This is a genomic window from Acinetobacter seifertii (assembly GCF_016064815.1).
In the GTDB taxonomy this organism is placed as follows: Bacteria; Pseudomonadota; Gammaproteobacteria; order Pseudomonadales; family Moraxellaceae; genus Acinetobacter; species Acinetobacter seifertii.
On the sequence record NZ_CP065820.1, the window covers coordinates 272,940 to 296,904 of the forward strand.

Genomic DNA, 23,965 nt, shown 5'->3' on the forward strand with positions numbered 1-23,965 from the left:
TTTTCCTTTGTGTCCCACCTGCTAACCCCTTTTCGTTCTATCACCATTCTACGGTAGAGTGATAAGAGGACACCTTCAGGTGTGCTGGTTCTGTATGCCCAGTCTGCTAACCTCTTTTCGTTCTGCCACCATTATTTCTTATTATCATTACATCGTTAAATTTAAGTTGAAGATCTTTTTAGCTTAAATATCTAATTGAATAAACAACAATAATTATTTAACTAATTTCTATTCAACCTTAGATTGACACTCAAAAACGTGCGGATTATCCTTTGCGTGCTGGCCTACATTGCCAGTGAGCTTTTGACAGAGCTGGAACAAAAGGCGCACAACAACGTATTATTTCGTTTTGTGCGTTCTCTTAAGTCACGCCTTTATGGTGAGGCTAGGAGGGGCACGCTTGCGTGCGCTGGTTTCCTTTTGTACCAGTCTGTCAACCCTTCTAGTCTTGCCACCATTATTTGACAGTAATTGGTAAGACCCTTCTAAATCAAAAGGAGTCCGCCATTATGCGTACTATTTTATCTCTCTCATTGGCAACCTTTGCCAAAATCTTTGATTCTATATCGCACTGGTCTTTAAAACGGTTTAATCGACTCTAGGTTTTAAGCCATAGGTCATTACGACTAAAAAATCATAGCAACAATAAAACCCGAGATAGGCGAGCACACCATTTTTGTGCGGCTTTTACATGCCTGTATTTAGCGCTCAATTTAAGAGTGACGGCATTTCTATCTCATTTATTTACAACAAAAAATTATTTTAAACGGTACACATGAAAAATTTAGACGCTTCACGTAAAGCATTACACGTGATTGATACAGCAACAGATTTATTTAAACAATATGGCTTTAATAAGGTCGGGGTAGACCAAATTATTGCCGAATCTCAAATGAATAAAGGCACCTTTTACAACTACTTTCACTCTAAAGAAAGATTTATTGAAAGATGTTTGGTCACGCAAAAAGAGCAGTTACAAGAAAAAGTGAGTGTGGTGAGTGAGTTTTACCAAAATGCAGATTTGTCCGATCAACTCAAGCAAATTTACCTTTTACATGCTGACTTAAAAAGCGCGTATTACCTGTTGTTTAAGGCGATTTTTGAAATTAAAAAGCTTTATCCAAATGCCTACCAAACCGCACTCAGATATAGGCGGTGGCTTAAAAATGAAATTTTCTGCTTGCTCATGGAAACCAAAAAAACAGTTTCCTATGCAGAAGCGGAGATATTTGTATTTATGATTGATGGCACAATTCTGGGGCTGTTAAGTTCAGATGAAGAAAGGGAAAGAGATGCTTTGCTTGAGTATTTTTTAGAGCGGGTTTGATGGGGAAGGCCCGACGGGAGTTGGGTCTGCTTTTAAAAATTATTTATTTTATTACTCTATGTATGAGAGTAATTATTTGAATATTCTCCAAAAAAATATTCATCTTTGGTTTGAAAAAAGAAGTTAAATTCTTTACTCATCATAGAATCATATTGTGCCTGTTTATGAAAGATAGGAGATATTTGGTCTAAATAGTAGTAGATACAGTCAGTGATATTATTAAATACATTTAATGGTTTTAAGCTGGTATATAGTTCTGTTAATGCATTAATGATAGGGTGAATATTAGGATTAAATGTCCATAGTAAAATTTCATTTTTCTCGCATCTAATTACTTCATATTCTTCTAGTTTATTAGGTTGAATCGAATAAAGTTGTGCCCCATTTTTACTATAAGTTGAATATAGTAATTTTGTGATTTCTAACTGTGAGTGTGTGATTTCTTGTTCACGTCTTAGTTTGGATGCTTTCAATAATTTTGGCAGTTCATCAATACTATTTTTATTAACTTTATTGAAAGAATATATAACATTTTGGATAAGGTTTAATTCACCAGTTCCTGTAATAATACCGTTTTCCCATGGGAAAAGCTTTTGAATACCATCTTGATATAAATATGAGCCATTATTCTGATGCGGTATAGTGCTGCGAGTATCTGCTGCAATCACAATACTATCCTCAAGTTGAATAGCAAGAATAAAGGTCATAATATTAAGTGTTTTAAGTTAATCTTCATGGAATCTATTTTAGGAAGACAAATAAAATTTTACCAGATAAGGTTTTGTATATGGCTGGCGGTTCTCAGATTATTATTAATAAAAATGGTATTACATTAATTACTCCAGCAAAGTTTGAAGTAAAAGCTGGGCAACATCTATTTAAAGGTGGGGCTGAAGTCGGAGTAAATATTCAAGGATTACCTGCTTATGAGGCTTATAACGAGAAGTTTCAAATGCTATTACCCTCTGGCGAGCCTATGAAAAAAGTAGACTATAAAATTTCTACCGATGAGCACGAGTATATCTCTCAAGCAGATGACAAAGGGAGGTCTAAGCGTATTCATTCTTCTAAGCAAGAAAATTTGAAGTTGGATTTAAATTGGATAAGTTTCGAGGCTGATTCTGCTGATAATGATGGTGATGCTAAATGAGTGGAAGTCTTGATTGGGACAGTAATACCAATACTACGGAAAATAGCTGTAAAACCGTTAAATGTGATTGTTTAACTTTTTGGGAAATTTATCAACAAGAAGCTATAAAAAGAGTTTCTAATCTTAAAAGTGCGAATCATTACAAACTTGAACCTGGTTATGAGGCTAGAGCAAGGCGTATTGCTTCTGTCTATGCCCGAATTTATTTAGAACAAGAAATTTCAGGAACTAAATTATTTATAGGTCGTTACTATTGGATGGGGCTTGGGGCATTTGCGTCTAAAACCGTAGCTGCTATTTTTAAACATGGGTTGACCGCATGGGGATATAAGTGGGCACCTGTAATTTCTGGTGCTGTAGGCGGCGTTTTAACAGCCCCTGTTATTAGTTCTATGATTCGAGATCCTGTACATTCTTTTGCTAAGGGCAATTTATGGTTATTTATGGATATTGCACCATGGCATTATGCATGGAGTGCTTCATCAGCCTCTTTTAAAAGTTGTATGAAAGCCAGAAATGTATCTGGTTTTAAACATATTAAAAAAGAAGTTGAAAATTTGCCTTGGTCCAACGCCTTATCAGCTATTAAACAATTAGGATGGACTGATCAGATAGAAGAAGGCTTTGGGTATTTACCTGATATTGAAAATACTTTTAAGCGAGCAGGGAAGACTCGAAACGATAATTTTAAAACGGCTTCTAAAAATCTTTTTGACCATCTAATGGCGATTGCGGTTCAGGAACAATATAATATTTTACAAGAGCTTGTATGGAAGGAATGGAAAGTCCAAAAACAGGCTTCTTTGCAACGTATTACAGGTCTACCAGATAGTACTCTTGTTTTAACTAGTGATTATGGAGTCGATGCAGTTAAACCCAATAAACAAGGACAGTATAAAGGACGTCATGCAGGTGTTCTATCCCAACTACCTGAAACGGTTTATAGCGAACCATTAGAGGGTACTCAGGTTGAAGTTTATGATAGTCGTATGAAATGGATTAAAGTTGCAGCTTCTAAGTACCATCGATTAATGCAGAGTGATAAAGGAAGAGACTTCTTAGAAAAAGAATTAGGAGTTATTTCAGGATGGGGAGATAGCAAAGCAGAGTTTAAAGTAGGGAAAGATAGTAATGATGGCAAAATTTAAACAATATTTCCTAATCTTTTTTTTTGGATTATTACTTTCCGCTTGTCAGCCAACATCAGAACATAATGAGAATTTGACTATGAATCAGCAGACCTACACTTTGCATATGGGTGAACAAGGTATTCAAGATTTTTCAAAGTATAGTGATGGAAATGTCGATAATCATCCAGCTGGCGTTAGCTTTAGAGAACTTCAATTTTCTCCTCCTAACTTAGGAAAATTAACTATAGAGAATGGGCCTAACAGTTTATTAATTGAACATGTTTTTTCAGTATTAGGAACTCAATATGACAAAAATGAAGGGATTCAAGTTTTAGATATCGATGCGGGTCTCACAAAAGAAGAATTTGCGACTCCAGAGCAAGCTTATCAAAGCTATGTAGCTTTAATGAAACGTATTAATCAGGCTGGCTGGAAAAACTATTTCTTTACAGATGCTCCGCGTATAGCTAAAGAAGATAATATTAAGCATCTATCGAAAAGTCGTGATGTTATTGATCCAAGCTATATTTTTAGTTTTGAAGAATGGAAAAATATAATAAATAATATTCCTACAAAATCATTAGGATATCGTCTATATGCTAGTGGAGTTATTTTAGATATAAGTTTAAAAAGAACAGCTAAAAATGAGCGGAATGAAGAGCAATATATGCTTAGATTTAGCTTTCAGAGTGTTCGTTACAATGAAAGAGACTCAATTCCTGACTCTGATAAAATGACAACTAGTGAATTCGAGCAAGCATTTAAAAAGAGATTAAGTGAAAATAAAAAATATCGGGAAAAGGAAGAGAGAAAAGCCAAGGCTGAGGGCTATCATATCGATGAAGAATATACAGATCCAGATGTTTGGTCATATGTTAAGTAAATTTTTTTGAAATAATAAAAAGGCTTAAGTTATTTAAATTTAAGCCTTTTTAACTGGCTTTGACTTTTAATGCTCACTTAAAACCAACTGTTTAATTTTAACCGCCTTCTCTAAGTGATCTAGCTTATGCTCCATAATCCACCAATGCGCTGCTTCCATCAGTAACTCAGGGTTATCATTCTTATTTTTAAAAAAGCATAAAAAGATAGACCGACATTATCTCCTTTCTTTTCAATTTTATCGTCGAATCCCTTAATAAAAATTTCTCTTAATTCATTTCTCATAGCTTGAGTATTTTTTAAAAAGGGTTTGAGGGGGAAAGGCCTAGCTTTAGGCCTTTTTTAAACTTAAAAAGTTGAGTGCTCAAGCATATATTTCATGGGGCTTAATCGCCTAAAGTAATTCGAAGTCTGTTTAATGCCCCCATTAAAGAAATACTCGCTGTCAAATCTACAATCTCTTTTTCACTAAAATGCTGAGCCAAACTTTTTCGAGTCACCTCAATTTGTTTAGGGTCATCTAAAGAGGTAATTGCGGACGCAAACTCTAAAACGACTTTCTGTTGTTCAGAAAAGGCTTTTGAATGTTTATAGCCTGGTATTTGGTCGATAACTTCTTGAGCTATACCAAAATCTCGTAACTCTTTGGAATGAAAAGCACAGCAATACGCACAACCATTGATTTGAGATACATGCAACTCGGCTAAAGCAATCAGGTTTGGGTCTAAATCTGAAGATCTAATAGATGAATGAGCTGAATATAAATGACCGATGGTTTTCTTTGAAATTTCTTTATATTCCACAGTAAATATCCGCGATTGGTTAGATAGAAGCATTATTTATAATTAGGTATAGGTTGTAAATTAGGCATTTTTTTGTTATGTAGGTATATTTATTATACTTAGTAATCATCTATGAAAGATAACATTTCAGGCTGTACAGTCGAAGAAGCCATGACTGTGTTAGGCGGCCGTTGGCGTATGCTCATTATTTCTTTTTTATTAGAAAGAACCATGCGTTTTAATGAGTTACGCAGAGCTATCCCTAATATCTCTCAGAGAATGCTGACTTTAGAGCTACGTTTTTTAGAAGAAGAAGGCTTTATTTTAAGAGAAGTCTATGCACAAGTTCCTGTTAAGGTTGAATATTCTTTAACTGAAGAAGGCCGAAAATTAGAAAAGCTAGTTGATGTATTAAAAGAAATAGGCGGATGGCTTAAGTCGAGATAGTTTTGTTTGGCGTAAGAGGATTTGTTTGATTATTTTAAGGTGGGGAACTCATGATTCGATAATTTTGAGCCAACTCATGAGCTAAATTTAGAATATATATTTCAGGATTCTTTTTAATAATTTCATCAAAAAAATTAGGACTATTTTTTAGAATTTCAGGCACCTGAGTTGTGCCAGACTGATGTTGGAGTGCTAATAAAATTGTTAGTAATTCATAGGTATAGTCTGGCTGAGCGTCATTTTTAATAAGTTTTATAACATGTGAAGAAAATTCAAAAGCTTCTGCTGGTAATAGCGAATAAACATTCTCATCAATGAAAGTAGATAAATACCATTCATCCAATTCTTCTTTTGAGGCTAATTTTTCAAGAAAACTAGATAAAACATCTATAAACATTTATATCCTTTCACAATTTATTTTTAGTATAAAAATCACAGACTATCCTCCTTCTGGATAGTCTTTCACTCTAACTTTTACTGCTCACTTAAAACCAATTGTTTAATCTTCACAGCTTTCTCAAAGTGATCTAGCTTATGCTCCATAATCCACCAATGCGCTGCTTCCATCAATAGCTCAGGGTTATCATTCTTATTTTTAAAAAAAGCATAAAAAGATAGACCGACATTGTCTCCCTTCTTTTCAATTTTATCGTCGCATCCCTTAATAAAAATTTCTCTTAATTCATTTCTCATAATTAGTATCACTTTAAGTCTATAAAACTAAGACGGCTTATTTTGCTCGCCCCATTGGCACATCATATCTAATAAAGGAATTAGAGATTGCCCTTTTTCTGAAAGTCGATACTCAACCTTTGGCGGAATTTGAGGATATTCCTTGCGTGTAATCAGTCCATCTCTTTCCAATTCTTTAAGTGTATTGCTGAGTGTTCTAAATGAAATATTGCCAATGCAGCGTTGCATCTCATTAAAACGCATGACATTTTTTTCATACAGCCAATACATGATAATCATTTTATATTTGCCATTAATCAAAGAAAGGGTATAGCCAAAACCCGTATCTTCTAATGGTGTATATGAAGGAATGCACTCAGTCATTTTTAAAATCTACACTATCTTTTGGTATAGTATATAACATAAATTACCGTACTTATATTTAGGAAAGCACACTTCTATAATCGATTTATCTACTTTCCGATAAGAGTGTTTTCATAATGAAAAAAACATTAGTCATTGTTACTCATCCCCACATAGACCAGTCTGTTGTAAATAAAAGATGGATAGAAGAATTAGAAAAACATCCAGACCAATTTACGGTTCACCAAATTTATCAAGCCTACCCAGATGGGGTGATTGATGTTGCCAAAGAGCAAGCACTGGTAGAAGAACATGAAAATTTAGTATTTCAATTTCCAGTGTATTGGTTTAACTGTCCACCACTTTTGAAACAATGGCTTGATGAAGTTTTAACATATGGATGGGCTTACGGTTCAACAGGTGACAAAGTTAAAAATAAGAAATTTATGCTGGCTGTGTCTGCGGGTGGCCAAGAACATATTTATTCAGAGCAGGGTGAATATAAACTTACGTTGGACCAAGTTTTTAGTTCTTTTCAGCTCACTGCTTTATATGTTGGAGCGGACTATCAACCACTTCATGCATTCTATGGTATAGATACAAATCCATCAGAAGATGACGATGTTCCGACTCAACAAGACATAGCGGATAATGCGGTTCAGTATGTTCAGAAGTTATTAGCGTTGTCTGAGTAAGTTTTAAGAGGAGGCCTAAACTTGAGAGTTTAGGCTTCTTATATAGAAGATTTTTAAAAAATTACATTAAGACTTTAAGTTAAATATAAAATTTATTTATGATATAAATGTCCGCTAAATATAGATTAAATTTAAAAATTTATGACTATTCTTGATATTAAAGAAAAAGAAAATTCCCTTATAACTGACGATGCTCATGAATTAATATGCTACGCAACAATCAGTGAAATAAACTCATGGAACGATGTTGCTAACTTATATTCTGAAATTAAGCAGAAGCATTTACCTAAAAAAGTATTATTACTTTTAGAAGATATTGGGCAATGTGAATACACCTCCATGCATGCTTCAATGGGAGATGGGCTTTATTTTGATACTACAGAATTCGTTGAAGATGACAGTGCAGCAAGTTGGGAAAATACTCGACCTTTAGAGCTTCAATATCATATTGAACAATTATTAAAGCCAGAAAATTATATAGACTTTAATAACTTGCCTGAAAAACTTAGCTATAGCGATGAAGATCAAGCAACTCTGCTACAGATTAATGCTGAACCCGACAAAATTTTAGATGCCGTTATTCAAGTAAAGTTAGTCAATAGTCCAACTGAAACTCAAAAATTTGCAGCCTGCCTCAATGGATATTTTAGTTGTGATTTGAACCCTTTTGAATCTTTTAGCTTGATTGAGCATTTAGATCAGAACTATGGCTTAGAGTATGTGGGTTTAGGGGCAAGCTTATTATTCTTTATGAAAACACCAAAATTTGATGCAAATAAAACGCCTCAATTGCTTAATGAGTTGAGCAACTTTTATCAATTCAATCAAATAACGCACCACCAGCTAGAACAGCATTTATCTCATCATGAATATCTTATTTTGCCTTATGTAGAGTCATTAGAAGTGTTCGATTTGGATTAAGTTAATTCGAGATAACCAATTTTTATTTTTTAAAACTCATGAGATTCAAAATATGAAAAAACTACTCAGTTTAAGTGCATTAGTATTAGTAACTACATTAACAGGGTGCGCGATCAATTTACCTTTTAATAACCGTCTAAACTATACATCTGTTTCAGAATTATCAGCTCTGCCAAAAGTGCAAGATACTGTGCATATTAAATGGAATCCAGATACTTTCCCTCAACGTATTGATATACAAGGGGCAGATGGTTTTGTAGGGAGTGCTTCTAGAACACGTATTCCTACAGGCGTAGCTCTATCGAGTCGTATAGAAGAAGCGATTGCTCAGATAGCAAAACTATCACCAAATGGAAGCCCATTAACGATTACGGTTGAAAATGCTAAATCTGGCTTTGAATACTCAGCTGGTATGTTCAATATTACTCCTGCAATTGATGTGGCAAATGTAACTTTAGTTGCTACATTTGAATATAAAGGTCAGAAATGGACGAATACATTTAACTCTAAGTTAAAGGATCCAAAAATTGGTGGTACTTCACAAACAGCTTTATTAGATAAAGCGTGGGATGATATTGCTGTACAAGTCGCTAAAGATGTTTCTAAGCATCTAGGTAATAACTAATCTTTTAATTTTTATTAAAAATAAAAAAGACCTAAATTACTTTGATTTAGGTCTCTAAAAAAACAAAAAATATTTATCCCATCTTTCTGATTTTTGATAAATCGTTTGCAAAAACCAATTTTGTCTATAAGTTGAAAATACAATAATACGTCTCTGGAAAAACTATGAATATCGCGCCTTTTCCATTTCAAATTACAAACTGGGAAAAAATTGAAGTCACTGAATATAGCGGTGAAACAGGAAAAGCTTATTGGAAAACCCAATTTTTTGGTGAAGAAGGAAATAAAATTAGAGTGAGGCTTGTCGAGTACTCTGCAAACTATTTGGCAGACCATTGGTGTGAAAAAGGGCACATTTTATTTTGCCTAGAAGGTGAGCTAGAAAGTAGATTGAAAGACGGGCGAACATTTACTTTAACGTCAGGCATGAGTTATCAAGTCGGAGATAATTCAGAGCCACATCAGTCTTTTAGCTTAAATGGTGCGAAGTTACTTATCGTTGATTAGATTGTCTTTATTTAGATTTATTAAAAAAGCGCAATAAAAAAGACCTAAATCAAAACGATTAGGTCTTTTTTTGAATTCTGGCGGTGAGAGAGGGATTCGAACCCTCGATACGCGCAAACGTATACACACTTTCCAGGCGTGCTCCTTAAGCCACTCGGACACCTCACCAAGGCGTGCGATAGTAACTAAAAAATCAGGTTCTGCCAAGATTTAAGACGAGCATTACAGAAAAAAAATAATAGAGGTGATAAGATTGCGCTAAAAATCTATTGGTTTAATTACACAATGCAAAATACGGCCAAAAAAGCGACCTTGCCTGCCACGGCTTTGGCAGCTCTTGGGGTGGTCTTTGGAGACATCGGAACGAGTCCGCTCTATGCCTTGAAAGAGTCCTTCCATGCTGCCCATGGTTTGGGAATTCAGCCTGAAAACGTATTAGGAATTTTATCCATTATTTTTTGGTGCTTAATGCTGATTATCAGCATCAAGTATGTCGCAATTGTCATGCGTGCAGACAACAATGGCGAAGGCGGTATCATGGCCTTACTCGCATTGAATTTGCGTAAAGCAAAAATTGCCGACAACAAAAAAATCTACATGATTGCCATTGGCTTTATTGGGGCATCACTGTTCTTTGGTGACGGTATTATTACCCCAGCAATTTCGGTATTGTCTGCGGTCGAAGGGTTGTCTATTGCAACCAATGTTTTTGACCCGTTCATTATGCCAATTGCAATTGCCATTATCATTACGCTGTTTTTAGTGCAAAAACACGGTACTGCGTTTGTAGGTAAGTTCTTTGGTCCAATTACGCTTGTGTGGTTTATCTCTTTAGGCGCATTAGGCCTTCATAGCGTTATTCAAACACCAATTGTACTCGGCATGTTTAGTCCGCATTGGGCGATCCAGTTTATCTACCATCATCCAGTCATGACCTTTTTTGTGATGGGTGCTGTGGTGTTAACCGTGACAGGTGGTGAAGCACTTTATGCCGACATGGGACATTTTGGACCAGTTCCGATTCGTCTTGCGTGGTTCTTTGTGGTGTTGCCATGCTTGGTTTTAAACTATGCAGGACAGGGCGCATTGTTACTTCGTGACCCTGCGGCAATTGAAAACCCATTCTATTTACTGGTTCCTCAATGGGCACTTTACCCAATGATTATTATGGCGACTATGGCAACAGTGATTGCCTCTCAAGCTGTAATTTCAGGGGTGTTTTCTCTTGCTCGCCAAGCGATTCAATTGGGTTATTTACCACGTTTAAGTATTAAACATACCTCTGAGTCTGAAGAAGGTCAGATCTATGTACCGTTCTTAAACTGGTTACTTTTAATCGCAATTATTATCTTAATTCTGATTTTCAAAACCAGCTCAAACTTGGCAAGTGCTTATGGTTTAGCAGTGACCTTAACCATGCTGTGTGACACGATTTTGGTTTCCATCTTTATCTACTCGGCGTGGAAATGGAGCTGGCCAAAAGTGGTGTTACTGATTATTCCATTCTTCATTTTAGAATCGGTTTTAGTCGCAGCAACTTCACTTAAAGTGCTATCAGGTGGTTGGGTGCCGTTGCTCATTGGTGGTATTGCGGTCACTATCTTAATGACATGGAAACGTGGTCGTGAGCTTACCTTTGCTAAACTCGAACATGACACGTTGTCTTTAGACTTGTTTGTGAAAAGTATTGGTAATAGCGTGCACTGGGTACCGGGTGATGCCGTGTTTATGACAGGTACACCAAACGTTGTACCTCATGCCATGTTGCATAACATCAAGCACAACAAAGTACTGCATCAGCGTAATATTCTGGTCACTGTGGTGATTGAAGATGTGCCTTTCGTAGCACCAGAAGAGCGTATTACGACAGAAGCTTTAGCTGAACATTTCTACCGTATTAAAATTTTCTACGGCTTTAAAGATGAAATGAATGTGCCAAAAGCACTCATGAAAGCTTATGAGCAGTTAGGTCTTGAATATGACTTAATGCATATCAGCTTCTTTATTTCGCGCGATCGTATTGTTCACTCGGTGGGTGATGGTATGTCGCCATGGAGAGAAAAGCTGTTTATTTCGATGCAGCGTAATACCAGTCCGGTGAGTGACTTCTACCAAATTCCAACCAACCGAGTGGTGGAGTTAGGTAGTCAAATCGAAATATAAAAGTTCAATGTATAAAAAAACCAAGACATAAGTCTTGGTTTTTTTATGGCTCTTTTTATTGAGCTTGTGACATCGGTGCATCTGCTGGTAAAGCACCATCTTTTGCCATTGGGTCCGCAGACTGGTTCGGGTCGGCTGGTGGCGGTGGAGTATTTGGGTCTTGTGGCGCTGGAGCAGCCATATCACCGCCCGCTGGAGGTGCATCTGCTGGAGGAGCAGGAGGTACATCAGCTGGTATAGGAGCGCCAGTAGGAGCTGCACCTGTTGGCGGAGCAGAAACAGGTTGTACTTTCCCACTATTCACTAAATCACTAATAGAGCCAGGCTGGCCATTGACGGTTGTAGTGACTTTTACTTTAGACAAACTTTCTAAAGTTTCACCTGGTTGGACCGCAGGTTCAGCTAGGGCTGCCATACTGCACAGTCCAGCAATTACGCCAATACCAATAATCTTTGAATGGATCATTAAATGGACTCCGTTTATATTTTTATCCAAATTTGTGGAGCTAACCATGTCATAAGGCATGAGGGCTTTTCAATGAAAGATACGCAATTAACCCAATTCAATAGTGAAAGTTCCTCACAATCCCAACAGATTGTTACGTAAGGGGAAATGGAGTTACAAAAAAGATGACCATGTTTTAACCATTTGAAAGATAAGCGATATACTTAAAAAAGCAGGATTGTTAAGCTGCGTGTGGACAGTGGTATTGATAGAAACATGGCAAGCAAAAAAAGTAGTTCAGGCATCTTCGGTGATTTTTCTTTAAGCGAGCATTTTGGCAAAATTGTACTTGCCGGAGTGGCAGCAGGAAGCTTTGCCATCGCTTTTGGCGGTGAAAAAATTTCACAATGGTTTTCGCCTTTAAGTACTAACTCGACTTGTCTAAATCAGTTTTATCGTGAAGTTCCACCTGCCCTAAATAAAGAAAGTTTAAAAAAAGACAGTTATGCGCTGTGTTTTAATGGCTTCAATGTTCTGTACTCGGGTATGTCTAAAACGCCGTTATGGTCAGCTGAATATCTAAGTCCTGAACGTTTAAGCACTAAAATTAAACGTGAAGATAATTTCCACGAAGAAACACGTGTTCCTGAGCGTCATCGTTCATTGTTAAGCGATTATCGTGGCTCAGGCTATGACCGTGGGCACATGTCTCCAAATGGTGATATGCCAACTAAAGACTCGCAGTACGATAGCTTCTCGCTCAGTAATATGGTTCCGCAGGCCCCTAAAAATAATCAGGAAGTTTGGCGTAAGCTTGAAGACGCTACACGTGCTGTGGTTACTAAGCAAAAGCAAGATGCCTATATCGTGACGGGACCAATTTTTGAAGGTCAACGACTCAAAACGATTGGGCGTGGTGTTATTGTTCCAAGCGCCGTATATAAAGCTGTTTATTATCCTAAAACGGGTGCAATTGGCGCTTACTATGCACCAAATAACAACTCGCAGCAGGTTAAGGTCGTGAGTGTTTGTTATTTGGAAGAAAAGTTAGGAATTAACTTATTTCCTCAACTTACCGAACAACAAAAACGTAATGTTTATCGTCTGCCATTAACATCTAGCCAAGTTAAGCCAAATCAGAAATTAGATTATTTGCACTGGGATGGAGAAAGCCAGTGTGAACAAGATTTAACTAAAGATCAGATTCACGCATTACAAGATCAGTTTAAAAAGCAAAAAAGTACATCTTCTGAACCTATGGAATCAAAAGTTCCAAGTATTGATGAAGAAACTAGAAAGGCGATTGTGAAACAATTAGTAGAAGCCTTGGTGAACTATTTCTTGCAAATCATTAAATAACTCGCATGTAAACATTGTTGCACAGTTCTTATTCAATACAATAAGATGAGCATACAGATCTGTCTGTTTACCCATTTATTCGAATAAGGACAATAACAATGTTTGCCTCGATGTTTCTTTTTTCTTTTGCTATGTCTATTACCCCGGGTCCCGTCAATACCGTCATTTTATCGACCAGCTTAAATCATGGTTTAAAAAGATCAGTTCCGTATATTTCAGGCGCTACCATTGGTTTTACTTTGCTTTTGATTTTTATGGCGTTTGGCCTGCAAAGTGTATTAACTCAATTTCCAGTTGTCTTAAAAATTCTTGCGATTTGTGGAACGCTCTTTGTTTGTTATATCGGGATTAAAATTATTCTTTCTGCTGCAAATATTTCTATTTCAAGTGATCCTGTCGAACAGATCATTATTCCCAATTTTAAAGATGGGTTCTTGTTACAGTGGCTTAACCCTAAAGCGTGGTTAGCTTGTGTATCGGGTATAACCATGTTTACCAGCATTGAAAACCCGCAGGCGTTGCCGATTTTTATCGTTATTTATTTTTTCACCTGTTATGTGTGTTTGTTCTTTTGGGGATTCTGTGGTGATAAATTTTCAGTGGTGCTCAATCAGGGCAACCGTTTGAAATATTTTAATATCTTGATGGGCGCTTTTTTAATTTTATCGGCACTTTTAATTTTGATTGATTTTTTTTAAATTGATCGTATTACACTGTGAAGATATAACAACGAGACACACTTATGTTTAAGCCATTTGAAAAGGGTACAGAGTCTTCTTCAATTGAAGATTTAACATTAGAAAATGATGTCGATTGCGTGAGCATTTATGGCAATTTGCAAATTACTAAAGACAAAGTAGGTTTAGAGCAGGCAAAGGCACTACAGAGCTTTTTAAACGATGTGGTTGCAGCTTTGGAAAAAGAAGAATTGCCTGAGAAAATTGAACGACCAGCTGAACAAGAAGTGAATAATCCATTTTTATAATTTATGCATTCTATGTGTGGTGTTGAGCATAGTCATGCTGCCATACAGTCTTTAATACCATGTTAGGTCTTATCGAGTTTGTATATACATTTCTTACTTTTGAAAGCCCAAAAGTAAACAAAAGGCTTTGTTGAACAGAGGGCACTTCCGTGTACCCCTGCTCAACAGGTGACATCCATGTCACCCACCGCGATAGCAGATTAAGGCTATAGATATAAAGAATTAATCTTTATCTCCAGCAACCACTTTATAAATAATCGCACCAATCACAGCACCTAAAATCGGCGCTACCCAGAACAACCACAATTGACTTAAAGCACCAGTTTGAGCAAAGAATGCAACACCTGTACTACGTGCAGGGTTCACCGAAGTATTTGTCACTGGAATACTTATTAAGTGAATAAGTGTTAATGCAAGACCAATCGCAATAGGCGCAAAACCAGCAGGTGCACGACCATGTGTTGATCCTAAAATAACAATTAAGAAGAAAGCAGTAAGGACCACTTCAATAATAAAAGCAGAACCTAAACCAAATTTATTTGGTGATAAATCACCAAAACCATTTGAAGCAAAGCCGCCTACACCAGTGAAGCCAGCTTGTCCTTGAGCAATAATATAAAGAACAAATGCAGCAGCAGTCGCGCCGACTACTTGTGCAACGATGTAAGGAATTAAATCTTTAATATCGAAACGACCGCCGACCCAAAGACCGACACTCACCGCGGGATTAAAATGTCCACCAGAAATATGCCCTAAAGCATAAGCACCAGTGAGTACGGTTAAACCAAAGGCAAGGGCTACACCTGCAAAGCCAATACCAAGTTCAGGGAAAGCTGCGGCTAATACAGCGCTACCACAACCACCAAAGACTAGCCAAAACGTACCTAAGAATTCAGCAAAATATTTATTCATTGTGATTACTCATCTATTGATCTATTTTTTAATTAGTGTGAAATATGTCACAAAAAATTAAGCATGTGACTATATGAAATTTTTGTTTTCAGTGTTGTTTTAATCAAGAAAAGATTTGTAAGTTTTGGTTGGTTATTCTTTGTCTAAAAAATGATCTCTCCATTGTTGTGGTGTTTGATTGGTCCAATGTTTAAAAGCTCTTTGAAAAGCACTTTGTTCTGAGTAGCAAAGCAAAAGGGCAATTTCTTGTAAACTTAAATGAGGGTCTTTTAAATATTCGGTTGCCAGCATAAAGCGAACTTGTTGTACACGCTCTTGAAAGGTGGTGTTTTGTTGTTGTAAATGACGCTGGAGCTGTCGAACTGAAAGTCCTAACTGTGTTGCAATATATTCAATTTGATACTGGTTTTTTTGTAAGCCAGTTAAAATGGAGTGCTGTAAGCGCTGATCAAGCTGGGTTGAATTTGGCAATTGCTCTAAAAGCGCTTGTGCTTGCTGAACCAGTAATTGTTGTAGAGTGTGGTCAGCGCTGCTCAGCGGTTTATTAATTTCGGTAATTGGAATAAGCAGCTCTGTACGAGGCTGGCTAAAACGAACAGGACATTGAAAGTATTGTTCATACACCCTGATATTTTTAGGGGCGGCATTTAAGAAACGTACCTCATGTAAATGTACATCTTCATGAGACATAAAAAGACGTAAGAACTGAATGACCAGCGCAATCGCGATTTCATCGGTAAGTTGAGTAGGGTGTAGCTCAGTCGCTTCCCAACGAATAGAAGCATATTGTCCCTGTAGTTCAACAACTAATGGACTTCCGTCATAAATCAGACGGTGAAAGTCATGATATCGAATTAAGGCTTCCCCTAAGTTATCGCAAGAGAGTGCAAGGTAGGCAATAATTCCTAAGTGTTTGGGTTGTACATATTTGGCAATTTCTAAACCTAATCCTGGCTTCGGGTCGAGTTTATAAATCACTTCTAATAAGTCACGCCAAACCACATAGTCAAAGCGTTCGAGATTTTGAATGTGTGCTAATTGTTCAGGAATCACTAACTCATTTGCTTCACAATAAGCTTTTAATAGATGTCCCAGTCCTCCATACACTGAACCTGTGTAATTTTTTAGTTGTGGCATCCGTGACCACCTCTTTCTTGTCGTGATTTGTCAATGAAACCATAAATTCTGGTCAATACCTAGCATAACGAATTTTATATGCTGAATAAAAAGAAAAAGGAGTTAGGTGATGTTAAAAGGTTTTATTGCCGGAATTGCGTTTGCAAATGCATTTGAATGGGTGGCACACAAATATATTTTGCATGGTGTGCACCGTGCTGGACAACCGCGCTATAGCCCAGTGCCCAGAAGCATGGAGTCACATTGGGCACACCATCGTGAAGTACGCAAACAGCAATTTCATGATGATTGCTATGTGGAAGGCGTTGGCAACTGGCGAACTAAAAATGAGTTAATTTCACTTGCCGTAGTGGCAACAGTCTCAAGTGCAGTTTTCTATCCATTTTCAAAAGGTATGGCACTCGCGGCTTGGTACAGTGCTGGTAATTATTATTATATTCATCGCCGTGCACATTTAGAGCCTGACTGGGCAAAGCGTAAAATTCCGTGGCATTACGACCACCACATGAACTCTAATCAAGACGCTAATTGGTGTGTGACTAAGCCTTGGTTTGATTATGTGATGGGAACACGTGTGGTGTCTTCGGCAGATTTAAAAGAACAAAACCCTTTGGGTATACGATTACCGATTGCACTTGCTAGACCACTGTCCTACGCAGTAGAGAAAATTTTTCCTGCAAAATGGGTTGAGAAAAAAGAAAAGCCTCAACTTGTTAGCGACATAAATTCGGTCGATGGTGCTGCATAAAAAAATAAAGGGGCATATCGCCCCATTTATTATCAATGCGCTTACAAGCGCATTTCGATGCCTTGTTCAGCTAAATATTGTTTAGCTTCTGGAATCGTATATTGGCCAAAGTGGAAAATACTTGCTGCCAATACTGCGTCTGCACCACCTTGTAAAATACCGTCTGCAAGGTGTTGTAAGTTACCTACACCGCCTGAAGCAATGGTTGGAATGGTAACGCGGTCATTAATGGCACGCATTAAAGCAATGTCGTAACCTGCTTTCGTACCATCGGCATCCATACTGGTAATCAGTAACTCACCCGCACCGTAGTTAGCCATTTGTACAGCCCACTCAATCGCATCAATGCCCGTTGGTTTACGGCCACCGTGAGTAAAGATTTCCCATTTGTTATCGCCAGTTTTTTTGGCATCAATCGCAACGACAATACATTGCGCGCCAAAGTGCTGTGAAGCTTCTTGAACAAATTCCGGATTAAATACGGCAGCTGAGTTAATACTCACTTTGTCTGCACCTGCATTTAATAACGCACGAATATCTTCAACCTTACGTACACCACCACCAACAGTTAAGGGCACAAATACAGTCTCGGCCATACGTTCAACAGTACGGTAAGTGGTATCGCGTCCATGATGTGTAGCGGTAATGTCTAAGAAAGTAATTTCGTCTGCACCTTGTTCGTTATAGCGACGTGCCACTTCTACAGGGTCGCCAGCATCACGAATATCGAGGAATTGAACGCCTTTAACTACGCGTCCGTTATCAACGTCTAGGCAAGGAATAATACGTTTAGCAAGCATAGCTTTTTCCAAAAATAATCGCCGTTGGTGAAAGTTCCTACACAGGCGCTACACCTTCATGGAGGGAAGAGGTATTCTATCAAACTTCACAGATGTTTTTTGCAGGTTTTCCATGTCGGTTTATACCCCGTTGAGTTTAGATGAAGTTCGCACCTTTGCTGCACCTTATGGATTAGAGGTGTTGGAGCTGAACCCAATTCAGGGAGGTATTCAAAACACCAATTATTTTTTGGTTGATGTAAACCGTAAACAATATGTATTGACTGTATTTGAAGAGTTAGATGCACAAGGAGCAGGCGAACTTATTCCTGTACTTGAGCAATTGGGGACTCATGATGTACCTGTTGCCGTGCCGTTAAAACATAGCGGACAAGCGGTTCATGTTATTGCAGATAAGCCCGCACAGATTGCACCACGTCTCATGGGTGACCATCCCATGCAAACGACAGTAGCGCAAGTTGCCGCAATTGCAGATGCACAGGCGAAACTGCATGTGGCTTTACAAGATTTTCCACTTGAACGTGAGTATAGACGCGATCATCAATACTGGACAGGTGTTGCAGAACAGCTTAAGCCAAATATGACTCAAGAAGACCAAACGTTACTTGAGCAGGTCTATCAAGCTTTTAATACTAAAACAGCGCAGTATTCAAACCGACCAACAGGTTTTATTCACTCAGATTTGTTCCGTGACAATACTTTGTTTGAAGGTGAGCAATTACAAGGTATTTTAGATTTTTACGAATTAAATCAAGATGAGTTGCTATTTGATATTGCGATTACCATCAATGATTTTTGTACCGAATATCCAGCAGCGCATTTAAACTCAGACAAAGTGGCAGCTTACTTAGCGGCATACCAAAAGGTTCGTGTGCTTACTTCAGATGAAATTGAGTGTTTAGATGTATTCTTAGCAATGGCAGCATGCCGTTTTTGGTCAATGCGCTTGCAAGTTGCTCAAAAAAATAAAGAAGAAGGACGTACAGGCGACGACATTTTGCAAAAAGACCCGCAGGAAATGCGAGCAATGATGCAAGACCGTTTAAGCCATGTAAAAGCATAAAAGGAATAGAGATGCGAGATCAGGGGCGTTTAGTCGAATGGTTCGACGAAAAAGGTTATGGCTTTATTCAGCCGGACGATGCTGAAAAAGAGCGAGTCTTTTTGCATATCAAAGATTTTGCACGCCCCGGACCTCGGCCAATTATTGGTTGTGCACTAGAGTATTTGGTCATTTTAGATGAGCGAGGTCGCTTCCGTGCCCAGCAAGTCACTTATTTGAAGGCATCACAAACGCGTAAAGCTTCAAAGTCAGCAAAAACAGAATCTTCATTTCAGGCAAAACCATGGTCTGCCATGCAAATGGGCATCGTATTTTATTTTGTTCTAATGGGCATTATGAGTTTTATCCATACTTTACCAGCCTATACTTTGTTGTTTGTTTTAATGATGAATGCTTTAAGTTATTGGCTATATTCACAAGATAAAGAAGCCGCACAACTAGGCAATCGCCGTATTCCTGAACAGACTTTACATATTGTGAGCTTTTTAGGTGGTTGGCCAGCTGCATGGTGGGCACAACAAAAACTGAGACATAAAACACAAAAACAACCATTTCGTAAGATTTATTTTTGTACCATATTCCTTCATTTACTTTTGATTTTGTGGCTAATTTCTCCTTTAAACGTTTTGCGGGGATCGTAAAAGTAAATTGTTTTATTAAACTTGAGAGGTATAAAAATGAATAGTTCTATCGACCAAGATCCAAATCGTACTTTAACACTTATTTTGTATGTACTTTATATTGTTGCCATTTTTACGGGCGGCTTACTTGCGATTATTGCTTTAATTATTAACTACGTAAAACGTTCCGATGTACAAGGTTCAATTTTTGCGAGTCACTTTACTTGGCAAATCAGAACATTTTGGTGGTATCTGGCTTGGAATATTATTGCCTTTCTGCCGTTTATTTTCTTGTTCTTTACAGGTGAAAATACCGATTTATTTGCAGGTGTTGCGATCTCATCGACCGTATTCTGTGTGGGCGTGATTACAGCGGCATGGATCTGGATTGTATATCGTGCAATTCGCGGTTTGATTGCATTAAACGACAATCGTCCGATGTATCAATAAATCATGATTATTGAACATGTGCATTTGAGTATAAAGCCTGGGCAAAGTGAAGCATTTCTTAAAGCATTCGAGCAGGCAAAACATATTGTTTATCCAATGGAGGGCTTCAATGCTGTCCAACTCATTAGACATGCAACTGACCCACATCATTATATTCTAATGATCTTTTGGGATGAGATTGAGCATCATACCGAAGGGTTTAGAAAGTCTGAAGCTTATCAGGAATGGAAAGCATTGCTCCATCCATTTTATGATCCAATGCCGACAGTTGAGTACTACGAGCCCTGCATTTTATTAAAGAAAAAATAATAGATAAAAAAAGAGAGCGTTAAGCTCTCTTTTTTTTATTCTCGAATTCTTTTAGTTTTTTTAATGGGTAACTTAAGTTTTAACTCACTGACTAAAACACCTAACACCACTAAAGCACCGCCAAAAAGAGCAATAACTGGTAATCGCTCACCTGCGATTCGGCCAATAACTCCTGCCCAAACAGGCTCTCCTGCATAAATAATCGCAGCACGTGAAGGATCAACCATACGCTGAGCCCAATTCATCACAAATTGAATCAGTGCACTTGCTAAACCTAATGTAACAGCAAGGAGTACAAGCGGCCATGAAAATGCTGGAATCGTATGCTCACCCACCACAGGCATAACAGCAAACGAAAGTAGAGACGCGACAGCAAGTTGAATAATGGTTACACGGCGCAAATTTACCTTTCCAGCAAAGTAACTAATAAAAATAATTTCTAAAGCAATCGCAACTGAGCCAAGTACTGTTAAAAGCTGCCCAAAACTTAATGAAATTTGCTCCAAACCATTACCTGTTAATAAAACAAGACCAGCAAAGGCCAAAGCTGCTCCCACCCAAGTCATGACATGTGGCGTCTTTCTAAAGATGAGCCACATTAAAATAGGAACAAGTGGAACATAAAGCGCCGTTAAAAAAGCCGACTCACTACTCGGAATAGTTTGCAGACCAATTGTTTGAGTTCCATAACCGCCTACAATCACTACACCAATTGCAGTACCAGCACCTAAGTCTTTTAAGGTAACGCCTTTCATGCTCTTGAATGAAATAAGCAATAACGTTAGCGCTGCTACAGCAAATCGGCAGCCTACAAAAAACATAGGCGATGTAAAATTCAGTGCATATTGCACTGTAAGAAATGTTCCACCCCAAATCATAGTAATCAAAACGAGTGCTAACTGAGGGGCTTTGCTTGAACTCAAAGAAATTAGTGGCATACTCAAAATTAAAATAAATTGTGCAATATACTGCACATATTGCGCTATTCTTCAGTTTTGTGCAATATATTGCTCAAATTTTCTTTACTACCTATTCTATGAGCCAGTCGAGTACCGTTTTACAGCACGTAGGCACAAATATCCGTTCACTAAGAGATGAGCGTGGTTTAAGCCAACAGGAATTGGCAGATCAGGCAGGTGTAAGTAGACGTACCATTGCTGCTTTAGAAACAGGACAAGTCAATATCAGCTTGGCTAAACTCGACGCGATTGCGATAGTGTTGGGGGTAGATTTTAGAATGATTGTGAGCGCACCCGAGCATAAAGAACAAGCCTTGGTTAATGTACTTGCTTGGCAGGGTGAAAAAGAGGAAAGCAAAGCAACATTACTGGCTTCAGTTCTGTCTCATAGCCAAGTTGAGCTTTGGACGTGGTCATTGGCAGTAGGGGAGTCTTATATTGCTGAAGCAGACCCAGAAGGGTGGCAAGAACTGATTTATGTATTAGAAGGTGAGCTAACGATACAATTTGCAGATAGCTCAAAAACTATAGCTGCTGGCTCTTCAATTATATATGCCAGTTCAGTGACTTATACGTATGTGAATAGCGGTAATCAAATACTTAAATTCATTCGTAATGTGGTGTATTAACTTTAAAATCTTTTTTTAAACTATATGAAGTATTCGGTTTTATATCTTGCATTTATCTTATTTAAAAAGTTGTAAGTTTAGTTTTAAACAAAAAACATGAAGAACAATAAATAAGACAAGTTATGATATTTCGTGTGTAATGAAATTATTTTAAATCGTTTTAACAGAAAAAAGATAGAGAAATGAAGTTTTTATTAAGTTCGCAAGATATTCAGAACTATAAATTTATCTGGAATATTTCTAAAGAAAACTATAAGAAACAAAGAAGTAGTATGTTTCTTATGTTTTTATTAGTGGTATTTGCAGCATTTTTTACGACTTTATTACCATACTTGCTAAAAATTATTATCGATTATTCTGCACACGAATATAACTTTTTACTCAATATTCAGCTCCCATTTAATTTTTTATATCTACTTGTACTTGCCTACGCGACCGCATGGTTAGTCAATGAGTTATGCCATTGGACGCAAAATATTTTTGGGGCTTATTTGATGGTCGATTTCAAAGGATCATTAATTTCTGCAGGCTTAAAAAATTATTTAAATCTAAAAAAAGATGCACAAGATCAAATCGAGGCTGGAACAGTAATGAGTGATCTTGAAAGAGGAAGTACTGCTTTTGGTGAGATTAATTTAACGTTAACTTTTTATTTAGGACCAATTATTTTCCAATTGGTAATGATTTTTACGGTTTTGTTTACGACCATTAGTTTACTTTTCAGTATTAGCTTTTTATTGGTCGCTATTATTATTTTTATCGTTTCCTTTCATATAAATAAAAGAAGTAGTTCATTATTCGATGCCATGTATGAAAAAGACAATTTAGTGAATAGTCATTTAATACATCAAATATCTAACTCCTATGAAATTAAAGTAAAAAATGCAGTACCGTTTCAGTTATCGAAATTTAATGACACTCTAAATTTATATATCACAACGGCAAAAGATAGGAATAAGAAAATAGGATTATTGATGATTTCTCAGTTGTTTATGATCTTTTTATTCTTACTTATTTTTATGTTATTTACCGTATTTCTTTCAACTGACAAGCAATTGACAGCTGGGGCTTTCGTATTGATAAGTACTTATATTATTCAACTCACCAATCCATTTTTAGCTGTTTCCCAAAGTTTGATGCGGTTAAATGGCAACTTTGTGGCTTTAGCAAAATACCGACAGTATTTTAATCTCAAGAAAGAGCAATATACGTCGTCTACCATTCAACATTCCGAAGTCATATTTCAATTTATAAATGCCAAATTTTTGTTAGGAAAAAGGGCAGTAGACCATTTTAATTTAACAATTTTGGCTAATAAAACATATGTCGTGATTGGTCAAACCGGGCTAGGTAAAACTTCTCTGATGAATTATTTAATGGGGGTATATGAGATTCAGTCAGGGCAGCTTTTTTATAAAAATGTCGATATTAGTCATAACTTTTCTAAGCATATTTTTGATGAAGTGGTCTATGTTGCCCAGCAACCTGTGATTTTCCCTTATTCTTTAAGAGAAAATTTGGTTTATAACTCTCAGTATATATATGAAGATTCTTATTTAATTCGGATGCTTGATCAGTTTAAGCTGTTACATATTTTGAAAAAGCATGAGTTAACGCTCGATGATGATCTCACTGAAATTTATAAGAATTTTTCAGGGGGAGAAAAGCAAAGAATTTGTATCCTTCGGGGTCTTTTAGCACGTCCACAACTCATCATATTAGATGAACCGACCGCAGCTTTAGATGTAGATACTGCAAAAGATATACTTGCATATATTCAGCAAGTTGTTCCGTCCGTGATTATGATTACGCATTCACCCTATGCAATGGAACTGGCAGATGAGGTGATCGATTTAGAAAAACTATTAAATTAGAAATGATTAAAA

At 37.2% G+C, this 23,965-nt stretch carries 30 protein-coding genes, 1 tRNA gene and 1 pseudogene; 20 read left to right on the top strand and 12 right to left on the bottom strand.

Going from position 1 to position 23,965, the window contains the following annotated elements:
* Positions 1-775: 775 nt before the first annotated feature.
* Positions 776-1,327, top strand: a complete 552-nt coding sequence (locus tag I8T81_RS01255; RefSeq protein ID WP_198071953.1) for a TetR/AcrR family transcriptional regulator — start codon at positions 776-778, stop codon at positions 1,325-1,327.
* A gap of 56 nt (positions 1,328-1,383) precedes the next feature.
* Here I8T81_RS01255 and I8T81_RS01260 read toward each other — a convergent pair whose 3' ends face one another.
* Entirely contained in the window at positions 1,384-2,034 is a 651-nt protein-coding gene (locus I8T81_RS01260) for an Ntn hydrolase family protein (RefSeq protein ID WP_087606000.1), read from the bottom strand.
* Positions 2,035-2,114: 80 nt separating this feature from the next.
* Here I8T81_RS01260 and I8T81_RS01265 point away from each other — a divergent pair, with 80 nt between their 5' ends.
* Genes I8T81_RS01265 through I8T81_RS01275 form a run of 3 tightly spaced genes read left to right on the top strand, consistent with a single transcriptional unit; the run spans position 2,115 to position 4,490 of the window.
* The gene (locus tag I8T81_RS01265; protein ID WP_002052154.1) at positions 2,115-2,477 is read left to right on the top strand and encodes a hypothetical protein; all 363 of its coding nucleotides are present in this window, start codon (positions 2,115-2,117) and stop codon (positions 2,475-2,477) included.
* Positions 2,474-3,625, top strand: coding sequence for a DUF2515 family protein (locus I8T81_RS01270; protein WP_087605998.1), 1,152 nt, complete (start codon positions 2,474-2,476; stop codon positions 3,623-3,625). The genes I8T81_RS01265 and I8T81_RS01270 overlap by 4 nt, the downstream gene beginning before the upstream one ends.
* Positions 3,609-4,490 carry a hypothetical protein gene (locus tag I8T81_RS01275; protein ID WP_198071954.1) on the top strand — a complete coding sequence of 294 codons (882 nt, stop codon included), beginning with the start codon at positions 3,609-3,611 and terminating at the stop codon, positions 4,488-4,490. The genes I8T81_RS01270 and I8T81_RS01275 overlap by 17 nt, the downstream gene beginning before the upstream one ends.
* Before the next feature lie 66 nt (positions 4,491-4,556).
* On the opposite strand, the pseudogene I8T81_RS01280 reads toward I8T81_RS01275, so the two are convergent.
* Both I8T81_RS01280 and I8T81_RS01285 read right to left on the bottom strand, forming a co-directional pair.
* Positions 4,557-4,774: pseudogene (locus tag I8T81_RS01280) on the bottom strand (DUF6500 family protein).
* A 101-nt stretch (positions 4,775-4,875) separates the two neighbouring features.
* The gene (locus I8T81_RS01285; protein ID WP_198071955.1) at positions 4,876-5,292 is read right to left on the bottom strand and encodes a carboxymuconolactone decarboxylase family protein; all 417 of its coding nucleotides are present in this window, start codon (positions 5,290-5,292) and stop codon (positions 4,876-4,878) included.
* 111 nt (positions 5,293-5,403) lie between these two features.
* Here I8T81_RS01285 and I8T81_RS01290 point away from each other — a divergent pair, with 111 nt between their 5' ends.
* On the top strand, positions 5,404-5,718 hold the full coding sequence (locus tag I8T81_RS01290) for a winged helix-turn-helix transcriptional regulator (protein WP_000654309.1): 315 nt from the start codon (positions 5,404-5,406) through the stop codon (positions 5,716-5,718).
* Between the two features lie 34 nt (positions 5,719-5,752).
* On the opposite strand, the gene I8T81_RS01295 is transcribed toward I8T81_RS01290, so the two are convergent.
* The 3 genes from I8T81_RS01295 to I8T81_RS01305 form a co-directional block, all read right to left on the bottom strand.
* Positions 5,753-6,115: a hypothetical protein gene (locus I8T81_RS01295; protein ID WP_198071956.1), complete on the bottom strand. Its 363-nt coding sequence runs from the start codon at positions 6,113-6,115 to the stop codon at positions 5,753-5,755.
* 77 nt (positions 6,116-6,192) lie between these two features.
* Complete coding sequence (locus I8T81_RS01300) at positions 6,193-6,411, bottom strand: DUF6500 family protein (RefSeq protein WP_005066974.1); 219 nt, start codon at positions 6,409-6,411, stop codon at positions 6,193-6,195.
* A 27-nt stretch (positions 6,412-6,438) separates the two neighbouring features.
* Positions 6,439-6,774: a winged helix-turn-helix transcriptional regulator gene (locus I8T81_RS01305; protein ID WP_005300806.1), complete on the bottom strand. Its 336-nt coding sequence runs from the start codon at positions 6,772-6,774 to the stop codon at positions 6,439-6,441.
* A 116-nt stretch (positions 6,775-6,890) separates the two neighbouring features.
* On the opposite strand from I8T81_RS01305, the gene I8T81_RS01310 reads away from it, so the two are divergent.
* The 4 genes from I8T81_RS01310 (at position 6,891) to I8T81_RS01325 (ending at position 9,500) form a co-directional block, all read left to right on the top strand.
* Positions 6,891-7,448, top strand: a complete 558-nt coding sequence (locus I8T81_RS01310; RefSeq protein WP_198071957.1) for an NAD(P)H-dependent oxidoreductase — start codon at positions 6,891-6,893, stop codon at positions 7,446-7,448.
* A 141-nt stretch (positions 7,449-7,589) separates the two neighbouring features.
* On the top strand, positions 7,590-8,369 hold the full coding sequence (locus tag I8T81_RS01315; RefSeq protein WP_198071958.1) for a hypothetical protein: 780 nt from the start codon (positions 7,590-7,592) through the stop codon (positions 8,367-8,369).
* A gap of 52 nt (positions 8,370-8,421) precedes the next feature.
* Positions 8,422-8,994 carry a hypothetical protein gene (locus I8T81_RS01320; RefSeq protein ID WP_191001011.1) on the top strand — a complete coding sequence of 191 codons (573 nt, stop codon included), beginning with the start codon at positions 8,422-8,424 and terminating at the stop codon, positions 8,992-8,994.
* Positions 8,995-9,158: 164 nt separating this feature from the next.
* Positions 9,159-9,500 carry a DHCW motif cupin fold protein gene (locus I8T81_RS01325; RefSeq protein WP_100192327.1) on the top strand — a complete coding sequence of 114 codons (342 nt, stop codon included), beginning with the start codon at positions 9,159-9,161 and terminating at the stop codon, positions 9,498-9,500.
* 78 nt (positions 9,501-9,578) lie between these two features.
* On the opposite strand, the gene I8T81_RS01330 is transcribed toward I8T81_RS01325, so the two are convergent.
* Positions 9,579-9,668, bottom strand: a tRNA-Ser gene (locus I8T81_RS01330).
* Between the two features lie 117 nt (positions 9,669-9,785).
* On the opposite strand from I8T81_RS01330, the gene I8T81_RS01335 reads away from it, so the two are divergent.
* Complete coding sequence (locus I8T81_RS01335; protein WP_004705082.1) at positions 9,786-11,663, top strand: potassium transporter Kup; 1,878 nt, start codon at positions 9,786-9,788, stop codon at positions 11,661-11,663.
* 55 nt (positions 11,664-11,718) lie between these two features.
* Here the strand turns inward: I8T81_RS01335 and I8T81_RS01340 are convergent, their stop codons facing one another.
* Positions 11,719-12,129: a hypothetical protein gene (locus I8T81_RS01340; RefSeq protein ID WP_198071959.1), complete on the bottom strand. Its 411-nt coding sequence runs from the start codon at positions 12,127-12,129 to the stop codon at positions 11,719-11,721.
* Between the two features lie 255 nt (positions 12,130-12,384).
* Here I8T81_RS01340 and I8T81_RS01345 point away from each other — a divergent pair, with 255 nt between their 5' ends.
* The 3 genes from I8T81_RS01345 (at position 12,385) to I8T81_RS01355 (ending at position 14,452) form a co-directional block, all read left to right on the top strand.
* Positions 12,385-13,467 (top strand): DNA/RNA non-specific endonuclease, encoded by a 1,083-nt coding sequence (locus tag I8T81_RS01345; protein WP_039251040.1) that lies wholly within the window; start codon positions 12,385-12,387, stop codon positions 13,465-13,467.
* Positions 13,468-13,565: 98 nt separating this feature from the next.
* Complete coding sequence (locus I8T81_RS01350; RefSeq protein WP_004705089.1) at positions 13,566-14,165, top strand: LysE family translocator; 600 nt, start codon at positions 13,566-13,568, stop codon at positions 14,163-14,165.
* 44 nt (positions 14,166-14,209) lie between these two features.
* A complete protein-coding gene (locus I8T81_RS01355; protein ID WP_000476056.1) occupies positions 14,210-14,452 on the top strand; it encodes a hypothetical protein in 243 nt (80 codons plus the stop codon).
* 222 nt (positions 14,453-14,674) lie between these two features.
* On the opposite strand, the gene aqpZ is transcribed toward I8T81_RS01355, so the two are convergent.
* Entirely contained in the window at positions 14,675-15,364 is a 690-nt protein-coding gene (gene aqpZ / locus I8T81_RS01360; protein WP_004705093.1) for an aquaporin Z, read from the bottom strand.
* Positions 15,365-15,496: 132 nt separating this feature from the next.
* The gene (locus tag I8T81_RS01365) at positions 15,497-16,501 is read right to left on the bottom strand and encodes an AraC family transcriptional regulator (RefSeq protein ID WP_198071960.1); all 1,005 of its coding nucleotides are present in this window, start codon (positions 16,499-16,501) and stop codon (positions 15,497-15,499) included.
* Between the two features lie 109 nt (positions 16,502-16,610).
* Here I8T81_RS01365 and I8T81_RS01370 point away from each other — a divergent pair, with 109 nt between their 5' ends.
* Positions 16,611-17,249 (top strand): hypothetical protein, encoded by a 639-nt coding sequence (locus I8T81_RS01370; protein ID WP_198071961.1) that lies wholly within the window; start codon positions 16,611-16,613, stop codon positions 17,247-17,249.
* 41 nt (positions 17,250-17,290) lie between these two features.
* On the opposite strand, the gene hisF is transcribed toward I8T81_RS01370, so the two are convergent.
* Positions 17,291-18,049, bottom strand: coding sequence for an imidazole glycerol phosphate synthase subunit HisF (gene hisF / locus I8T81_RS01375; RefSeq protein WP_198071962.1), 759 nt, complete (start codon positions 18,047-18,049; stop codon positions 17,291-17,293).
* A 112-nt stretch (positions 18,050-18,161) separates the two neighbouring features.
* Between hisF and I8T81_RS01380 the strand changes: the two genes are divergently transcribed.
* The 4 genes from I8T81_RS01380 to I8T81_RS01395 are packed head-to-tail and all read left to right on the top strand — an operon-like array spanning position 18,162 to position 20,491.
* Positions 18,162-19,112 (top strand): homoserine kinase, encoded by a 951-nt coding sequence (locus I8T81_RS01380; RefSeq protein ID WP_198071963.1) that lies wholly within the window; start codon positions 18,162-18,164, stop codon positions 19,110-19,112.
* 11 nt (positions 19,113-19,123) lie between these two features.
* The gene (locus tag I8T81_RS01385) at positions 19,124-19,753 is read left to right on the top strand and encodes a DUF1294 domain-containing protein (protein ID WP_198071964.1); all 630 of its coding nucleotides are present in this window, start codon (positions 19,124-19,126) and stop codon (positions 19,751-19,753) included.
* A 36-nt stretch (positions 19,754-19,789) separates the two neighbouring features.
* On the top strand, positions 19,790-20,182 hold the full coding sequence (locus I8T81_RS01390) for a DUF4870 family protein (RefSeq protein ID WP_019458458.1): 393 nt from the start codon (positions 19,790-19,792) through the stop codon (positions 20,180-20,182).
* Positions 20,183-20,185: 3 nt separating this feature from the next.
* On the top strand, positions 20,186-20,491 hold the full coding sequence (locus I8T81_RS01395) for an antibiotic biosynthesis monooxygenase family protein (protein WP_151761814.1): 306 nt from the start codon (positions 20,186-20,188) through the stop codon (positions 20,489-20,491).
* Between the two features lie 35 nt (positions 20,492-20,526).
* Here I8T81_RS01395 and I8T81_RS01400 read toward each other — a convergent pair whose 3' ends face one another.
* Positions 20,527-21,429, bottom strand: coding sequence for a DMT family transporter (locus I8T81_RS01400; protein WP_198071965.1), 903 nt, complete (start codon positions 21,427-21,429; stop codon positions 20,527-20,529).
* Positions 21,430-21,527: 98 nt separating this feature from the next.
* On the opposite strand from I8T81_RS01400, the gene I8T81_RS01405 reads away from it, so the two are divergent.
* Both I8T81_RS01405 and I8T81_RS01410 read left to right on the top strand, forming a co-directional pair.
* Positions 21,528-22,079 carry a helix-turn-helix domain-containing protein gene (locus tag I8T81_RS01405; protein WP_191001667.1) on the top strand — a complete coding sequence of 184 codons (552 nt, stop codon included), beginning with the start codon at positions 21,528-21,530 and terminating at the stop codon, positions 22,077-22,079.
* A 182-nt stretch (positions 22,080-22,261) separates the two neighbouring features.
* On the top strand, positions 22,262-23,953 hold the full coding sequence (locus tag I8T81_RS01410; RefSeq protein WP_198071966.1) for an ATP-binding cassette domain-containing protein: 1,692 nt from the start codon (positions 22,262-22,264) through the stop codon (positions 23,951-23,953).
* The last annotated feature ends 12 nt before the right edge of the window (positions 23,954-23,965 follow it).

Coding starts and splice junctions, on each gene's coding strand:
- I8T81_RS01255 (WP_198071953.1), top strand. CDS start 776: ATGAAAAATTTAGACGCTTCACGTAAAGCATTACACGTGATTGATACA.
- I8T81_RS01260 (WP_087606000.1), bottom strand. CDS start 2,034: ATGACCTTTATTCTTGCTATTCAACTTGAGGATAGTATTGTGATTGCA.
- I8T81_RS01265 (WP_002052154.1), top strand. CDS start 2,115: ATGGCTGGCGGTTCTCAGATTATTATTAATAAAAATGGTATTACATTA.
- I8T81_RS01270 (WP_087605998.1), top strand. CDS start 2,474: ATGAGTGGAAGTCTTGATTGGGACAGTAATACCAATACTACGGAAAAT.
- I8T81_RS01275 (WP_198071954.1), top strand. CDS start 3,609: ATGATGGCAAAATTTAAACAATATTTCCTAATCTTTTTTTTTGGATTA.
- I8T81_RS01290 (WP_000654309.1), top strand. CDS start 5,404: ATGAAAGATAACATTTCAGGCTGTACAGTCGAAGAAGCCATGACTGTG.
- I8T81_RS01295 (WP_198071956.1), bottom strand. CDS start 6,115: ATGTTTATAGATGTTTTATCTAGTTTTCTTGAAAAATTAGCCTCAAAA.
- I8T81_RS01300 (WP_005066974.1), bottom strand. CDS start 6,411: ATGAGAAATGAATTAAGAGAAATTTTTATTAAGGGATGCGACGATAAA.
- I8T81_RS01305 (WP_005300806.1), bottom strand. CDS start 6,774: ATGACTGAGTGCATTCCTTCATATACACCATTAGAAGATACGGGTTTT.
- I8T81_RS01310 (WP_198071957.1), top strand. CDS start 6,891: ATGAAAAAAACATTAGTCATTGTTACTCATCCCCACATAGACCAGTCT.
- I8T81_RS01315 (WP_198071958.1), top strand. CDS start 7,590: ATGACTATTCTTGATATTAAAGAAAAAGAAAATTCCCTTATAACTGAC.
- I8T81_RS01320 (WP_191001011.1), top strand. CDS start 8,422: ATGAAAAAACTACTCAGTTTAAGTGCATTAGTATTAGTAACTACATTA.
- I8T81_RS01325 (WP_100192327.1), top strand. CDS start 9,159: ATGAATATCGCGCCTTTTCCATTTCAAATTACAAACTGGGAAAAAATT.
- I8T81_RS01335 (WP_004705082.1), top strand. CDS start 9,786: ATGCAAAATACGGCCAAAAAAGCGACCTTGCCTGCCACGGCTTTGGCA.
- I8T81_RS01340 (WP_198071959.1), bottom strand. CDS start 12,129: ATGATCCATTCAAAGATTATTGGTATTGGCGTAATTGCTGGACTGTGC.
- I8T81_RS01345 (WP_039251040.1), top strand. CDS start 12,385: ATGGCAAGCAAAAAAAGTAGTTCAGGCATCTTCGGTGATTTTTCTTTA.
- I8T81_RS01350 (WP_004705089.1), top strand. CDS start 13,566: ATGTTTGCCTCGATGTTTCTTTTTTCTTTTGCTATGTCTATTACCCCG.
- I8T81_RS01355 (WP_000476056.1), top strand. CDS start 14,210: ATGTTTAAGCCATTTGAAAAGGGTACAGAGTCTTCTTCAATTGAAGAT.
- aqpZ (WP_004705093.1), bottom strand. CDS start 15,364: ATGAATAAATATTTTGCTGAATTCTTAGGTACGTTTTGGCTAGTCTTT.
- I8T81_RS01365 (WP_198071960.1), bottom strand. CDS start 16,501: ATGCCACAACTAAAAAATTACACAGGTTCAGTGTATGGAGGACTGGGA.
- I8T81_RS01370 (WP_198071961.1), top strand. CDS start 16,611: ATGTTAAAAGGTTTTATTGCCGGAATTGCGTTTGCAAATGCATTTGAA.
- hisF (WP_198071962.1), bottom strand. CDS start 18,049: ATGCTTGCTAAACGTATTATTCCTTGCCTAGACGTTGATAACGGACGC.
- I8T81_RS01380 (WP_198071963.1), top strand. CDS start 18,162: ATGTCGGTTTATACCCCGTTGAGTTTAGATGAAGTTCGCACCTTTGCT.
- I8T81_RS01385 (WP_198071964.1), top strand. CDS start 19,124: ATGCGAGATCAGGGGCGTTTAGTCGAATGGTTCGACGAAAAAGGTTAT.
- I8T81_RS01390 (WP_019458458.1), top strand. CDS start 19,790: ATGAATAGTTCTATCGACCAAGATCCAAATCGTACTTTAACACTTATT.
- I8T81_RS01395 (WP_151761814.1), top strand. CDS start 20,186: ATGATTATTGAACATGTGCATTTGAGTATAAAGCCTGGGCAAAGTGAA.
- I8T81_RS01400 (WP_198071965.1), bottom strand. CDS start 21,429: ATGCCACTAATTTCTTTGAGTTCAAGCAAAGCCCCTCAGTTAGCACTC.
- I8T81_RS01405 (WP_191001667.1), top strand. CDS start 21,528: ATGAGCCAGTCGAGTACCGTTTTACAGCACGTAGGCACAAATATCCGT.
- I8T81_RS01410 (WP_198071966.1), top strand. CDS start 22,262: ATGAAGTTTTTATTAAGTTCGCAAGATATTCAGAACTATAAATTTATC.